The sequence below is a fragment of the Nocardioides sp. zg-1308 genome (assembly GCF_013155375.1).
In the GTDB taxonomy this organism is placed as follows: domain Bacteria; phylum Actinomycetota; class Actinomycetes; order Propionibacteriales; family Nocardioidaceae; genus Nocardioides; species Nocardioides renjunii.
Map to the genome: position 1 here is coordinate 1471044 of NZ_JABJQY010000002.1, position 13643 is coordinate 1484686.

Genomic DNA, 13643 nt, shown 5'->3' on the forward strand with positions numbered 1-13643 from the left:
CGCGAGGATCCATCGTCACCCCTTGAACTCAAGTTAACTTCAACTTGAACGATAGCCCCATGAACATGACGACGTCAGCACGGGTGGCACTGGTCACCGGAGGATCGGCCGGTCTCGGACTGGCCCTGAGCAGGGCACTGGCAGAGCAGGGCTGGCAGGTCCTGACGGACGGGAGGACCGAGGAGCGGTTCGCGGACGCGGCGCTCCCCGACGGGGTCACCGCGGTGGTCGGCGACATCACCGACGCCGAGCACCGGGCGCACCTCGTCGCGGAGGTGGCGGCACGCGGCCGGCTCGACCTGCTGATCCACAACGCGAGCACGCTCGGCCCCCTCCCCATGCGGCCGCTGGCCGAGGTGGGCGTCGCGGACCTGCAGCAGGTGTGGCGCACCAACATCGGTGCCCCGCTGGTGCTCACCTCCGCGCTGCTGCCCTGGCTCGGGCTGGCCGACGGGGTGGTGCTGTCCATCAGCTCCGACGCGGCGGTGAACCACTACGAGTGGTGGGGGCTGTACGGCGCGAGCAAGGCCGCGCTCGACCACGTGACCCTGACCTACGCCGCCGAGACGGGGCTGACCGCCTATGCCGTCGACCCCGGCGACATGCGCACCGCCATGCACCAGGACGCGTTCCCGGGGGAGGACATCTCCGACCGGCCGCTGCCGGAGAGCGTCGTGCCGCAGCTGCTCGCCCTGCTCGGCACCCGCCCGCCGTCGGGTCGCTACCGCGCCTCGGACCTCGCCGTGCAGGAGGCGTCGTGATGCTGCTGTCGGAGACCCCGCAGACTCGCTTCACCGCATCCGCGTTCGCGCCCCGGCCCGCGGAGGAGCGCGGCCTCGCGCGCGACGAGGTGCGGCTGCTGGTCGGCACCCCCGACGGCCTGGAGCACGCGCACTTCCGTGACCTGGCCGCCCACGTGCACGCCGGCGACGTCCTCGTGGTGAACACCTCGGCGACCACCGCGGGCGAGGTCGACGCCTCCCTCGACGGCGCGCCGGTCGTGCTCCACGTCGCCCACCACCTCGAGGACGGCGACCGCGTGGTCGAGCTGCGCATGGCGCCTGACGCCGCCCGCGCCGTCCTGGACGCCGTGCCCGGAGCGGTCGTGACGGTCGGGGACGTACGCCTGGTGCTGCAGGGCCCGTGGCCGGGTGGGGCGTCCTCGCCGACGGGGTCCGGCAACCGCCTCTGGCGCGCCTCGGTGCGTGGCGACCTCGACCGCCAGCTCGACTGGAACGGGCGCCCGATCGCGTACGGCTACCTCGACCGCCGCTATCCCCTCGCCGACTACCAGACCGTCTTCGCCACCCACCCGGGCAGCGCCGAGATGGCGTCGGCCGGCCGGCCCTTCACCCCCGACCTGGTGACCCGGCTGGTCACGGCGGGCGTCCAGGTCGCGCCGGTCACGCTGCACACCGGTGTCTCCTCGCAGGAGGCCGGCGAGGCGCCGGGTCCGGAGTGGTTCGAGGTGCCGCCGACGAGTGCCCGCTTGATCAACGGAGCCCGCGACAACGGCGGCCGCGTGATCGCGGTGGGCACGACGGCGACCCGGGCCGTGGAGTCGTCGGTGCTCGGCCGGCACGTCGTCGCGAGCCGGGGCTGGACCTCGCGCGTGGTGACGCCCGCGCAGCCGCCGCGCGTCGTCGACGGCCTGGTCACCGGGTGGCACGACCCGATGGCCTCGCACCTGCTGCTGGTGGAGGCCGTCGCGGGCGCCGGGCTCACCCAGGCGGCGTACGACGCGGCCGTGGCGGAGGGCTACCTCTGGCACGAGTTCGGCGACTCGGCGCTGCTGCTGCGGAGATGACGGGGCGCCGAAACCCCACCCGCGCCGCTGATGCCGTAGGGTGGACCACGTTGAAGGGACAGTCCGCTGTCCTGGCCGCACACGACGTCGCGGCTCGTATCTCGTTTTTCCTGGTTTTCGGTTCGCTGGACATCAGTACGGATGGATGTCTTCAGCGGTGCGGGCGCAGAGTGCGCCCGACACGAGAACAAAGGAACAGATCATGGCTCAGGGAACTGTCAAGTGGTTCAACGCTGACAAGGGCTTCGGCTTCATCGCGCAGGACGGCGGCGGCGAGGACGTGTTCGTCCACTTCTCCGCGATCCAGTCCAGCGGCTACAAGTCGCTCGAGGAGAACCAGAAGGTCGAGTTCGACCTGGCCCAGGGCCCCAAGGGTCCCCAGGCCGAGAACGTCCGCGTCTCCTGATCTCGCTTCGAGGAGCCCCGACCGCCTGTGCGGTCGGGGCTCCTCGTGCGTTGCGGGCCGGGTGCGGGCCGGGGGCGGGCCGGGTCGGGGTCGTGGCGTGAGTCCGTGAGGACCATGTGACGGCGTCGCCACCGCACCGTGAGGGCGCCCGACACGCGACGTGACGATGCTCGTCGCATGAGCACCGGCGGCTCCGGAGTCACCGGATATCCGGTGACCGCCGGGACATCGCGGAAGATCCGAGCCACCCGGTGACCCGGATCTTCCGCGCTCTTGGTCGGGAGGCTGCCCGCGGACGCCCCCCGGCTGGGTAGCGGGCAGCGGTCAGGGTGCGCCCTCCGCCTCCCCGGGCCGCCGGGCGATGACGTGGAACGTGTGCCAGTGCTTCACCACGCCTCCGAAGGACGGGGCGTCGCGCTCCTCCTCGACGAGGTCGACGACCTCGAGCCCGGCCATCAGCTGGTCGACGCCGGATCGCGGGTGGAAGCTCAGCCCCGGCGTGCCGTGCCAGTCGTCACGCGGACCGAAGAGGTCCACCCCGAGCCAGCCGCCGGGCAGCAGGCAGCGGCGGACCCGCTCCCACACGAACGCGAAGTCGGTGCTCGGGACGAACGGCAGGCTCAGGCTGCTGTGCACCAGCGCCACCCGCCCCGGCGCCACGTCGCGGAGGTCGCCCACGACGGCGGTGACGTCCCCTCCGGCGACCAGGTCCTGGAGCCGGTCCGGCATCGAGGGGTCCGAGTCGACCGCCGTCACGCGCCAGCCCGCGGTCACCAGCGCACGGGTCTCGACTCCGCTGCCGCAGCCGAGGTCGAGGGCCGCTCGCCCGTTGCCCGGGCCCGCGTGCTCCAGCAGGCGCTTCGCCAGTGGCCGGACGGGTCGGGTCAGCTGCGCCTCGTTGTACGCCTGCCACGTCGGCCGCTCGCCGCTCACCCGATCAGGGTGGCAGAGGGTGGGCGCTACAGGACGGAGAACCCCGCCGGCAGCCCGTCGCGACCGGTGGCCGCGAGCAGCAGCGGGCCCGCGAGCCCGCGGTCGACGGCGAGCCGGGACGCGAGCGCCAACGCGTGCGACGCCGCCGTGGAAGGCGGGTCGGCGGGGAGGTCGAGCGCCCGGGCGAGGTCGGCGGTGTGCACCACCAGCTCGAAGGTGCGGGTGGGCAGGTAGTCCGCGAGCCGCATCCCGCCCGCGATGGTGGTGACGAGCTCGGCGCCGGAGCACGCGGCGAGCAGGGGTACGACCCGCGCGGCGACGGCGGACACGGCCGCCGACGGATCCGGACCGAGCGCCGCGCCCGCCTCGCGTCCCCGGGCCGCGACGTCGGTCCCGCCGGCGACGGTCCGCGTCGCCGCGTAGTAGTCCGCCGTCGACGCGAGCTGCACGGTGTCGGCGGGCCGGGACAGGTAGGTCTCGACCGTGAGGAGGGCCCGGCTGGTGTGGCCGACGAGGCTGCGCACGTCCCACTCGCCCAGTCCCGGTCGGTCCCAGCGGTCCCCGACCGACGCGGTGGTCGTGACGAACCACGCCGCGGCCTCCTCGAAGGCGTGGCGCGACTCGTCCCAGGTCGAGGGCGGCTGCGACATGTCCTGATCGTCGCGCCTCCGCGCGGGCGGGTCCAGCCGACCGACGCTGCCGCGTCTGCGGACCGGCTGGCGGGGCTACGGACAGCGCAGGCATCCGCGGCGCGCGGCCGAGTAGCCCGAGGCGGGCGCCGCCTAGAAGTCCGACGTCCCGCGCAGGCCGCGGGGTCGGCCGTCGGGGTCGTGGAGCCGGCGGTAGGTCGGGCGGGCCCACAGCGTCGTACGCCGCGAGAGCCGGGGCGGGCGGTGCAGGCCGATGCGGCTGCCCGGTGCGTCGACGCGCTCGCGCCACAGCGACAGCGGGTCGTCGAGGTCGGCCAGGCGCGGGTCGTCGTCGGCCAGGCCGAGGTGCTCGGCCCAGAGCGACGTGCGCAGGCCGCTCGGTAGCTCGTCGTCCGGGTCGACCACCGCGCAGGTGAGCTCCGAGTCGTGGGTCCACGAGCGGAGGTTGAGGTTGTCGGAGCCGATCGTCATCCACTGGTCGTCGACGATGCACACCTTGGCGTGCACGTAGACCGGGGTGCCCTGCGGGTTGTGCAGGTCGAACATCTCGAACCGGTCCCCGCCCGCCTCGCGCAGCCGGTCCCAGGCGAGCCGCTGCCCGTACTTCATCGGGGGACCGCCCCACCGGGTGTCGTCCTCGGGGAACCGCGGCACGACAGCGATCACGTGCAGCCCGGGCTCGCGCCGCAGCGCGTCGGCCAGCGTCGTGGCCACCACGTCGGACCAGAAGTACTGGTCCTCGATGTAGACGAGCCGACGTGCCCGGCTGAAGGCGCGGGAGTAGGCCCGTGCGATGGAGCGCTCGCCCTCGGGTGCGAAGGGGTACGCCGGCCGCTTGCGCGGGTAGGTGCGCAGGATCTGCACCTGGTGGCGCCCGGCCTCCGGCGGCGGGTCCCAGCGCTCGGGCAGCGGCTCGGGATGGCGGGGCATGCGGGCGATCCGGTGCGCGACGGCGCGGTAGGGGTTGCGGTGGTCGAGCGGCGTGGGGTCGTCCCACCGCTCGGCGAACGTGTCGAGGACGTGGGCGACGGCCGGTCCCCGGATCTCCGCCATCGCGTCGTGCCACGGCGGCGCGTCGCCGTAGCGGTCGTCCAGCGGTGCGACCTGCGGGTCGCCACCGTGGGCCGCGTCGTCGCGCCGGCTGTAGCAGAGGTCGATCCCGCCGACGAACGCGACGTCCTCCTCGGGGCGGCCCCGACGGCGCACGACGAACAGCTTCTGGTGGTGCGAGCCGCCGCGCCGTACCCGCTCGTCGAGCAGGGCCTCGCCGCCGCACTCGTTGATGATCCGGCCCAGGTGCTCGTTCTCCTCGCCGTTGAGCCGGCCCGGGTGCGAGCGCCACATCAGGGCCCGCACCTCCACGTCGCGAGCGGCCGCCGCCCGCAGCAGCTCCGCGACCGTGGGACCGTCCTCGGTCAGCCGCTCGTCGGCGTCGCCGCGCCAGTCCGTGAAGAAGATGCGGTCGCCGGCACCGGTCGCCGAGACGGCCTCGACCAGTCGCGCGAAGTAGTCGACGCCGTGGACCCGCGGCACCACGAGGTTGCCCGACGTCCACGGCCGCTCCGACTCGGAAAGGAACCACTCGCTCACCCGCTCAGGTTGGCAGCAGTCGCCCCGGACGTCGACGGCGTGCCACCCTCAGGGCGTGGCTGATCGTGCACGGGCGCTGACCCCGGAGACCCTCGGTGCCTGGCTGGTGAAGGCCACCGGCGCCGCTCCGTCGACCATCGCCCACGTCCGCGCGGGCTTCACCGGCGTGGAGACGTGGTGCGTGCGACCGACCTACCGGACGGCGCTGGTCGCGGCCGGGCAGCCGGTGCTGCTGTGGGTCAGCGGCACCGAGGCCGACCTGCCCGCCGGCATCTACGCGCACGGCAGGACCGCGGGCCCCGCGGCCGACGGCGTGATGCCGGTGGCGCTCGAGCCGCTCACCGACCCGCTGCCACGGTCGGAGCTGGTCGGCCACCCGGACCTGTCCACCATGGAGGTGCTGCGGATGCCGGCCGGCAGCAACCCGTCGTACGTCACGCCTGGGCAGCTCGAGGCCCTGGCCGCCATGCGCCCGGAGCTGCTCACCGTGTGAGGTCGTGCCGGGCAGTTTTCATGCCTGTCACATGGGGGCGACCCCGCCGTGGCCGCTCTCGTGGAGGCGGCCTTCTCCGTGGGCCGCCGCCCAAGGCGGTGGTGACGGTCGTGAAGCGGGGCTACCGCCTCGCGGTCGCCTGAGGGCTCACCTGGCACGCTCGACGGACTGGGCGGACCGGGTCTGGAGCCGTCAGGGCCGGAGCGGACGCGAGGATTCGAACCTCGACCATTTCCCTGGAAGGGAAGTGTGCTGCAACTACACCACGTCCGCACAGCCGGCCCCTGACGAGGCTGACGGTGATCAGTATGGACCACGACGGCCGGACGCCCGTGCCCACCCGCGGGCCCCGCCCTGAGTGTGGGTGGCTGCACCTGCGGCGAGGCGCCTAGCCTGCAGGGATGGCCGTACGCGTGGAGTCGCTGACCGTCCGTGCCGCCGACCCCGAGCGGGCCGCGTCCTTCTGGGGCGACCTCCTCGGCTGGGCACGGTCCGGTGCGTCGCTCGAGTCGGACGGGACCGTTCCCTACGACCTGTCGTTCGTCGCCTCCGACGAGCCGGTGCTGCTCCCGAACCAGGTCCACCTCCACCTGACCAGCAACACCACCACGCAGGAGGAGACCGTGGCCCGGGCGCTCGCGCTGGGCGCGTCGCACCTCGACGTCGGGCAGCAGCCGGACGAGGACCACGTCGTCCTCGCGGACCCCGAGGGAAACGCGTTCTGCGTCATCGAGGAGGGCAACCGCTGGCTCGCGGGCACCGCGTTCCTCGGCGAGCTCGCTGCCGACGGCACCCGCGAGGTCGGCGTCTTCTGGGCCGCGGCCCTTGACTGGCCGCTGGTGTGGGACGAGGACGGCGAGACCGCGATCGCACCGCCGCAGGGCGGGCACAAGATCGCGTGGGGCGGACCGCCGCTCGACGAGCGGCGCGGTCCCAACCGGACGTACCTCTGCCTGGTCGCCGACGACCTCGACACCGAGGTGGACCGGCTGGTGGGGCTCGGCGCCACGGTCGTGCGGCGGCTGGGCGGTCGGGTCGAGATGGCCGACCCGGACGGCAACGAGCTCTGGGTGCGCGGGGGTTGAGGGGGCAGTCCCGGACACGTGTCCGAGAAACTGCCCTCGGACCGACCGTCGGAGGGCAGCAACGCGGACACGTGTCCGAGAAACTGCCCTCGGAGCCACCGCCGGAGGGCAACAACGCGGACACGTGTGCCGCTAGCCGCGCTCCAGCTCCACGGCCTCCGGCGTGTGCAGCCGCACCATGAACCGGCCGGCGTGGGCGGGGACCGAGGCGCGGGTCGCCCGGGAGACGACCACCATCGTCAGGAACGACGCGGGCACCGACCAGGCGGCGGGCTGGCCGAGCATGGCGGCGGTCCAGCCCGAGGACGACGAGGTCGCGAGGGTCCACGCCACCGCGGCCCCCGACCCCAGCCCGCCGACGAGCAGGCCGGCCACCGCGCCGGCCGGCGTGAGGCCTCGCCACCAGATGCCGAGCATGAGCAGCGGGGCGAAGGTCGAGGCCGTCACCGCGAAGGCCAGGCCCACCGTCCGTGCCACCGCGACGTCCTGCGCGGGCAGTGACACGAGCAGGGGTACGACGACCGCGACCGCGGCCGCCACGCGGAAGGCCGCGACCCCGCCGAGGCGGTGGCGGCCCCACCGCCGTCCGGTCACGTCCTGCGACAGCACGCCGGCCACCGCGATCGTCAGCCCCGAGCTGGTGGACAGGAAGGCCGCGAACGCGCCGGCGGTCACCAGCCCGGTGAGCACGGCCCCGAGGAGCCCGCCGACCACGAGGCTCGGCAGCTCCAGCACCAGCACGTCCGAGCGGCCCTCGACCAGGTCGGGTGCGTAGACGCGGCCGAGGGCGCCGTACAGCGGGGGGAGGACGTAGAAGATCCCCAGCAGCACCAGCACCGCCAGCGTCGTACGGCGGGCGGCCCGGCCGTCGGGGTTGGTGTAGAACCGCACGACCACGTGCGGCAGGCCCATGGTGCCGAGGAAGGTCGCGACGATCAGCGAGTACGTCGTGTAGAGCCCGATCCCGCCGCCCGGCGAGGCCAGCGGCACCGACCACGACCGCGGCGCCGCGGCCGCCGGGTCGGCGGCACCGTCGGCCAGCCAGACCGCGAGGAGCACGAAGACGGGCACGAGGAGGGCCGTCAGCTTGAGCCAGTACTGGAACGCCTGCACGAAGGTGATCGACCGCATCCCGCCGGGGCTGACCGACGCGACCACGACGAGGGCGACGACGAGCGAGCCGGCCCACGGCGGTGCGCCGATCGTGGCGCGCAGCGTGACGCCGGCGCCCTGGAACTGCGGCAGCAGGTAGAGCCAGCCGATGCCCACCACCAGCACCGAGCACAGCTTGCGCACGCCGCGGGAGCCGAGCCGCGCCTCGGCGAAGTCCGGCAGCGTGTAGGCCCCGGACCGGCGCAGCGGAGCGGCGACGAGGACCAGGAGGACGAGGTAGCCGGCGGTCCAGCCGACGGGGTACCAGAGCATCTCCGCGCCGAAGACCAGCAGCAGGCCGGCGACGCCGAGGAAGGACGCGGCGGAGAGGTACTCCCCGCCGATCGCGCTCGCGTTGAGCCGGGGCCGGACCGTCCTCGAGGCGACGAAGAAGTCGCTGGTGGTGCGGGAGATGCGCAGCCCCCACGTGCCGATCACCAGCGTCGCGAGCGACACCAGCACGACCGCCACGACGCCGGGCACGACGTCGGTGCTCACGCCTCGTCCTCCGGCAGGACGGTCCCCACGAGGTCGGCGAAGTCGCGCTCGTTGCTCTCGGCGCGGCGGATGTAGACCCAGCCGAGCACCACCAGCCACGGGTAGGTCAGCACCCCGAGCAGGAGCCAGGCCAGCGGCACCGGCCCGATGCGCACCTCGCCGAGGCCGGGGAGGAGGTGGAACGCCACCGGCAGCAGGCCGACCGTCAGCGCGAGCGCGGCCAGCACGCGCAGCGCGAGGACGAGCTGCTCGCGCAGCAGCGAGCGCATGAAGACCTCGCCGAGCGCGGTCTCGGCGTCGATCTCGCGCGTCCCGGCGGAGCGTACGACGTCCGCGCGACGCCGCGGCGGCCCCGTGACCCGCACCCGGGGCGGCGGCTGGTCGCTCACGAGTCGCGCCGGGTCAGGACCGAGCGGAGCTCGCGGGTGTGCCGCCGGCTCACCGGGAGCTCGGTGCCGCCGATGACGACGCTCACGCGGCCGCCCTCGCTGCGGACCTCCTCGACGTGGGGGAGCGCGACCAGCACGGAGCGGTGGATCCGGACGAAGCCCGCCGACGCCCACTGCTCGGCGAGCGAGCCGAGGGGCGTGCGGACCAGGTGCGACCCGTCGGCGGTGTGCAGGCGGGCGTAGTCGCCCTGCGCCTCCACGTGGGTGATCTCCGAGCGGTTGATGAACCGGGTCACGCCGCCGCGCTCGACCGGGATCTGCACGTCGCCCGACGGTGCCGGGCCGCCGGCCTCCACGACGCGGCGTACGGCCTCGGCGAGGCGCTCCTCGCGCACCGGCTTGAGGACGTAGTCGACGGCGCGCAGCTCGAAGGCGGCGACCGCGTGCTCCTCGTGGGCGGTCACGAAGACCACCGGCGGGGGCTGCTTGAAGCGGGAGAGGACCTGCGCCAGGTCGAGCCCGGTCAGCCCGGGCATCTGGATGTCCAGGAAGACCGCGTCGACCTCCTCGGCCTGCAGCACCCGGAGCGCCTCGGTGGCGGAGTCGCTGCCGCGCACCTCGCCGATGCGCGGGTCGCGGCCGAGGAGGAAGGTGAGCTCGTCGAGGGCGGGCCGCTCGTCGTCGATGACGAGGACCTTCAGGGGCGGGACACCACTCACGCCTGCACTCATGCCTGCACTCACACCTGCACTCCGGGGGCGAACTTCGGCACCCGGACGATCACCTTGGTGCCGGCACCGGGGGCCGTCTCGACCACCAGACCGTAGTCGTCGCCGTAGGCGTTGCGCAGCCGCGCGTCCACGTTGCCGAGGCCGACCGAGTCCATCGACGTGTCCCCGGCGAGCGCCTGCCGGACCCGCTCGGGGTCCTCGCCGGTGCCGTCGTCCTCGACCTCGATGACGCACTCCTGGTCGAGGTCGCGCGCGGTGATGGAGAGCCGTCCGACGCCGTCGGACTTGTCGGCGCTCGCCTCGAGGCCGTGGCGCACGGCGTTCTCGACGAGCGGCTGGATGCACAGGAACGGCACCGCCACCGGCAGCACCTCGGGCGCGACCTGCAGCGTCACCTGCAGCCGGTCGCCGAACCGGGCCTGCTCCAGCAGCAGGTAGCGCTCGACGGAGCGGAGCTCCTCGGCGAGCGTCGTGTACTCGCCGTGGCGGCGGAAGGAGTAGCGGGTGAAGTCGGCGAACTCGAGCAGCAGCTCGCGGGCGCGGTCGGGGTCGGTGCGCACGAAGCTGGCGATGGCGCCGAGCGAGTTGTAGATGAAGTGGGGGCTGATCTGGGCCCGCAGCGCGCGGACCTCCGCCTCCATCAGGCGCGTGCGCGACAGGTCCAGCTCGGCCAGCTCGAGCTGGCCGCTGACCCACGACGCCACCTCGTCTGCGGCCCGGACGAGGCCCCCGGTCGTGTGCGGGGCGCCCACGACGAGCGCCCCGACGAGCGTGTCCTCGACGACCAGCGGGCTGACGATCGCCTGGCGCACCTCGCAGCCGCCGTCCTCGCAGACGAGCGTCCGCTGGTCGACGATCATCGTGCGCCCGGTCTCGGCGACCTGCTGGATCGTGCCCGGCAGCTGGGTGCGGTGGTGCCCGCCCAGCCCGTCCCACGCGAGCAGCCCGCTCGTGTCGCCCAGGCCGGCGGCCGGCGTGCCGAGGAGCGCGCGCAGGTGGCGCACGGACCGCTCGGCGCTCGCCGAGGTCAGCCCCTCCCGCAGCGCAGGGCTGGCGAGGGAGGCGTTGTGCAGCGCGCGGAAGGCGGCGCGGTCGGACTCACCGCCCAGCGACGTACGCCGCCACCGCCACCTCGCCACGGTCGCGACCCTAGCCGGAGCGGGCCGCGACCGGTCAGCGCTCGCAGCGGCGCTCGCGCTCGGCGGCGCACCGGTCGCGGCCCAGGCCGCCGTCGGCCCTGTCGCGGTCCCCGCCGCCGGTGAGCCGGTCCGTGCCGTTGCCGCCGCGGAGCACGTCGCGTCCGTCATTGCCGGCGACGACGTCGTTGCCGCGCGTGCCCGCGATGGCGTCCGCGCCCGGTCCGCCGTCGATGCGCGCGGACTCCTCGCAGTCGAGGTCGGGCTCGAAGATCGGGTCGTACGTGCGCCGGATGCTGTCGCCGCCCTCGCGGCCCTTGACCACGGCGCGGCACGCGGTGAACCCGAGCGTGTTGCGGTCCGGGTCGCCGCGGAGGAGGAGCTCAGGGGCGACGACCTCGGCGTCCTCGAAGTCGGGCACGATGACACGGTAGGACGTCGGGGCGTCGACGACGATCCGGTAGCGCTTGAGGTCGACCTCGAGCGCGACGTCGACGGAGGTGACCCCGAGGAGGTCGCGGCCGGAGCCGCCCTGGACCCGGCTGCCCTCGAGCGGCGCCACGCCTGTGCGGAAGGTGTCGTCACCCCTGCCGAGCGCGACGTCCACCTGCGACGGCACGCGGCTCCGGTCCACGACGACCTCGTCGGCGTCGGAGCCGACGAAGGTGAGCGGGCGTGGCTCGGTCGAGGCGCCGGTCCAGAACTCCTCGAGCCCGCTCCACGTCGTCCGCACGACGCCGTCGGAGGTGAACCGGCCAGCGACGTTGTCGACGACGGCGCTCCCGGGTCCGGTCGTCAGGAACAGGGCGTCCGAGCCCTTGCCGCCGTCGACGACGTCGGCGGTCGCGGAGGTGGCGTCGGGGTAGCTGACGGTGATCCGGTCCTCGGCACCACCGCCGAGGAAGGAGTCGGCGCCGGTGCCGAGGGTGGCGAAGACCGCCTGCCGGGGCGAGCCCGTCCCGTCGACGGCGTCGTTGCCCCCGCCGGTGTCGACCAGCAGGTAGGGGTGGCGCTCGCCGGAGATGCAGACCAGGTCGTCGCCGCCGAGGGTGTCGACCCGCGTCGCGCCGTTGCTGACCACGACGTCCGGGCCGTCGGTGCCGGCGACGGGGCGGTCGGCCGTGCCCACGACCGTGGCCGGCCGGCCCTGGCAGGTCTCGGCCGCGGCGCTTGCCGGGCCCGAGACGGTGGTCGGTGTGAGCAGGGCCAGGCCCAGCAGGCCGGCCGCGGTCAGTGTCGTACGACGCATGGTGTCCCTCGGAGATCGATGTCGCTTGTCGGCTGGTGTGATGCGCGAGGCGGCCGCGGAGTTGCGGGAGCGGTCACCGCTCGCAGCCGCGCTCGCGCTCGGCGACGCAGCGGTCGCGGCCGTTCGACCCGTCGGCAGTGTCGCGACCCGGTCCGCCAAGCAGCGTGTCGGCGGAGGCCCGGCCCCTCAGCACGTCGCGGCCCTGGTCCCCGCGCACGTCGTCACGGCCCTCGCCGCCGTCGAGGACGTCGTTCCCGCCGGCGCCGCGGATGCGGTCGCTGCCGCCCCGGCCCTCGACCTGGTCGCGCCCAGGGCCGCCGATGAGGCGGTCGTCGCCCGAGTTGCCGCGGACGGTGTCGCGGCCGTCGCCGCCGTCGACGGAGGCGTCGCCGACGCAGTCGAACTCGTAGCTCTCGAAGAGCGAGTCGTAGGCCCACCGCAGGCTGTCGTCGCCCGGACCGCCACGCAGGACGGCGTCGCAGCCGGTCCACGTCAGGTCGTTGTCGTCGGCGTCGCCGGTCATGGCGACGGTGGGAGCCAGCAGCCAGGCGTGCTCCACCCCCAGGGCCGGCACCTCGACGCCGTCGACGGCCAGGAGGTCACCGGGAAGGTCGACCGCGAGCCGGCCGGTCCTGGTCGCCGCGACCACGTCGTCCTGCCCGGCGCCGGCGTCGAAGCGGCTCCCGGCCGCGATCGTGGCGGGGGCGACGCTGACGGAGTCGTCGCCGCCGCCTGTCGCCACCTGCAGGACGGGCGTGCCGTCCACGGGCTGCACGTCGAGGTCGTCCGGTCCCTCGGTTCCCCGGTAGCCCACCGTGCCGTCGCCGACGCTCAGGTCGATGGCCTCGAACGAGCCGAAGCTCGCGGTCCCCGCGGCGGTCGTGAAGGTGCCGAGGACCATGTCGACGGCGAGGTCGCCGTCGCCGGCGGCCAGGCGCAGCGCGTCGCCACCCGCGCCGCCGTCCACCACGGCGTCCGCAGCGAGGGCGGGAGCGCCGAGGTAGAGCTGGTCGGGCCCGTCGCCCAGGCGTACGACGTCACGGTTGGGCGTGCCGGGCGAGCCCGTGAAGACGCCGTCACCACCCGCGCCGGTGTCGATCGTGTCGGCCTCGGTGTCGGTCTGCGGCGCGGCCCGGTCGCCTCCGTAGACGGTGTCGTTGACGCTGCCCCCGAAGTACGAGTCGGTGCCGGGCCCCAGCTCGCTCGAGACGTAGTAGGTCCCCGAGGTCGCCGTCGTGTCCACCACGTCGGCCCCGGCGCCCGCGGCCACGGACAGCGCGTTGGAGCTGGTGTCGGTCACGGCGACGCAGATCAGGTCGTCGCCGCCGCGTGCGTCCACGACACCGGCCGTGGCCGTGACGATCACGTCCCGACCCTCCGTGCCCGTGATCCTCGCGCCAGTGCCCACGATGGTCGCGGCCTCCCCGCGGCAGGTCTGCGCCGCGGCGGTGGCGGACGTGGTCGGTGCGAGCAGGGCCAGCCCGAGCAGGCCGGCAGCGGTGAGTGTCGTCGTACGACGCATAG

Annotated in this window: 14 protein-coding genes and 1 tRNA gene; 5 read left to right on the forward strand and 10 right to left on the reverse strand. The window is 74.3% G+C overall.

Going from position 1 to position 13643, the window contains the following annotated elements:
• Positions 1–65: 65 nt before the first annotated feature.
• The 3 genes from HN031_RS08815 to HN031_RS08825 all read left to right on the forward strand — a co-directional run bounded on the left by HN031_RS08815 (position 66) and on the right by HN031_RS08825 (position 2213).
• Positions 66–761, forward strand: coding sequence for an SDR family oxidoreductase (locus tag HN031_RS08815; protein WP_253943038.1), 696 nt, complete (start codon positions 66–68; stop codon positions 759–761).
• Positions 761–1807, forward strand: a complete 1047-nt coding sequence (locus tag HN031_RS08820) for an S-adenosylmethionine:tRNA ribosyltransferase-isomerase (protein ID WP_172271503.1) — start codon at positions 761–763, stop codon at positions 1805–1807. The genes HN031_RS08815 and HN031_RS08820 overlap by 1 nt, the downstream gene beginning before the upstream one ends.
• Before the next feature lie 202 nt (positions 1808–2009).
• A complete protein-coding gene (locus HN031_RS08825; protein WP_172269030.1) occupies positions 2010–2213 on the forward strand; it encodes a cold-shock protein in 204 nt (67 codons plus the stop codon).
• 324 nt (positions 2214–2537) lie between these two features.
• On the opposite strand, the gene HN031_RS08830 is transcribed toward HN031_RS08825, so the two are convergent.
• The 3 genes from HN031_RS08830 to HN031_RS22280 all read right to left on the reverse strand — a co-directional run bounded on the left by HN031_RS08830 (position 2538) and on the right by HN031_RS22280 (position 5386).
• A complete protein-coding gene (locus HN031_RS08830) occupies positions 2538–3146 on the reverse strand; it encodes a class I SAM-dependent methyltransferase (protein WP_172269032.1) in 609 nt (202 codons plus the stop codon).
• Positions 3147–3172: 26 nt separating this feature from the next.
• Positions 3173–3796, reverse strand: a complete 624-nt coding sequence (locus HN031_RS08835; protein WP_172269034.1) for a maleylpyruvate isomerase N-terminal domain-containing protein — start codon at positions 3794–3796, stop codon at positions 3173–3175.
• 132 nt (positions 3797–3928) lie between these two features.
• Positions 3929–5386 carry a phospholipase D-like domain-containing protein gene (locus HN031_RS22280; protein ID WP_172269036.1) on the reverse strand — a complete coding sequence of 486 codons (1458 nt, stop codon included), beginning with the start codon at positions 5384–5386 and terminating at the stop codon, positions 3929–3931.
• Positions 5387–5441: 55 nt separating this feature from the next.
• Between HN031_RS22280 and HN031_RS08845 the strand changes: the two genes are divergently transcribed.
• Positions 5442–5879, forward strand: coding sequence for a hypothetical protein (locus HN031_RS08845; protein ID WP_172269038.1), 438 nt, complete (start codon positions 5442–5444; stop codon positions 5877–5879).
• 202 nt (positions 5880–6081) lie between these two features.
• Here HN031_RS08845 and HN031_RS08850 read toward each other — a convergent pair.
• Positions 6082–6152: transfer RNA gene (locus HN031_RS08850), tRNA-Gly, on the reverse strand.
• A 128-nt stretch (positions 6153–6280) separates the two neighbouring features.
• Between HN031_RS08850 and HN031_RS08855 the strand changes: the two genes are divergently transcribed.
• On the forward strand, positions 6281–6964 hold the full coding sequence (locus tag HN031_RS08855) for a VOC family protein (protein WP_172269040.1): 684 nt from the start codon (positions 6281–6283) through the stop codon (positions 6962–6964).
• Positions 6965–7096: 132 nt separating this feature from the next.
• Here HN031_RS08855 and HN031_RS08860 read toward each other — a convergent pair whose 3' ends face one another.
• The 6 genes from HN031_RS08860 to HN031_RS08880 all read right to left on the reverse strand — a co-directional run bounded on the left by HN031_RS08860 (position 7097) and on the right by HN031_RS08880 (position 13641).
• Positions 7097–8614 carry a cation acetate symporter gene (locus HN031_RS08860; RefSeq protein WP_172269042.1) on the reverse strand — a complete coding sequence of 506 codons (1518 nt, stop codon included), beginning with the start codon at positions 8612–8614 and terminating at the stop codon, positions 7097–7099.
• Positions 8611–9003, reverse strand: a complete 393-nt coding sequence (locus HN031_RS08865; protein ID WP_172269044.1) for a hypothetical protein — start codon at positions 9001–9003, stop codon at positions 8611–8613. The genes HN031_RS08860 and HN031_RS08865 overlap by 4 nt, the downstream gene beginning before the upstream one ends.
• Positions 9000–9734, reverse strand: coding sequence for a LytTR family DNA-binding domain-containing protein (locus HN031_RS08870; protein ID WP_172269047.1), 735 nt, complete (start codon positions 9732–9734; stop codon positions 9000–9002). The genes HN031_RS08865 and HN031_RS08870 overlap by 4 nt, the downstream gene beginning before the upstream one ends.
• 8 nt (positions 9735–9742) lie before the next feature.
• A complete protein-coding gene (locus tag HN031_RS08875; RefSeq protein ID WP_322425704.1) occupies positions 9743–10873 on the reverse strand; it encodes a histidine kinase in 1131 nt (376 codons plus the stop codon).
• A 34-nt stretch (positions 10874–10907) separates the two neighbouring features.
• A complete protein-coding gene (locus tag HN031_RS21475; RefSeq protein WP_253943039.1) occupies positions 10908–12119 on the reverse strand; it encodes a hypothetical protein in 1212 nt (403 codons plus the stop codon).
• 73 nt (positions 12120–12192) lie between these two features.
• Positions 12193–13641 carry a calcium-binding protein gene (locus tag HN031_RS08880; protein ID WP_172269053.1) on the reverse strand — a complete coding sequence of 483 codons (1449 nt, stop codon included), beginning with the start codon at positions 13639–13641 and terminating at the stop codon, positions 12193–12195.
• Positions 13642–13643 lie beyond the last annotated feature (2 nt).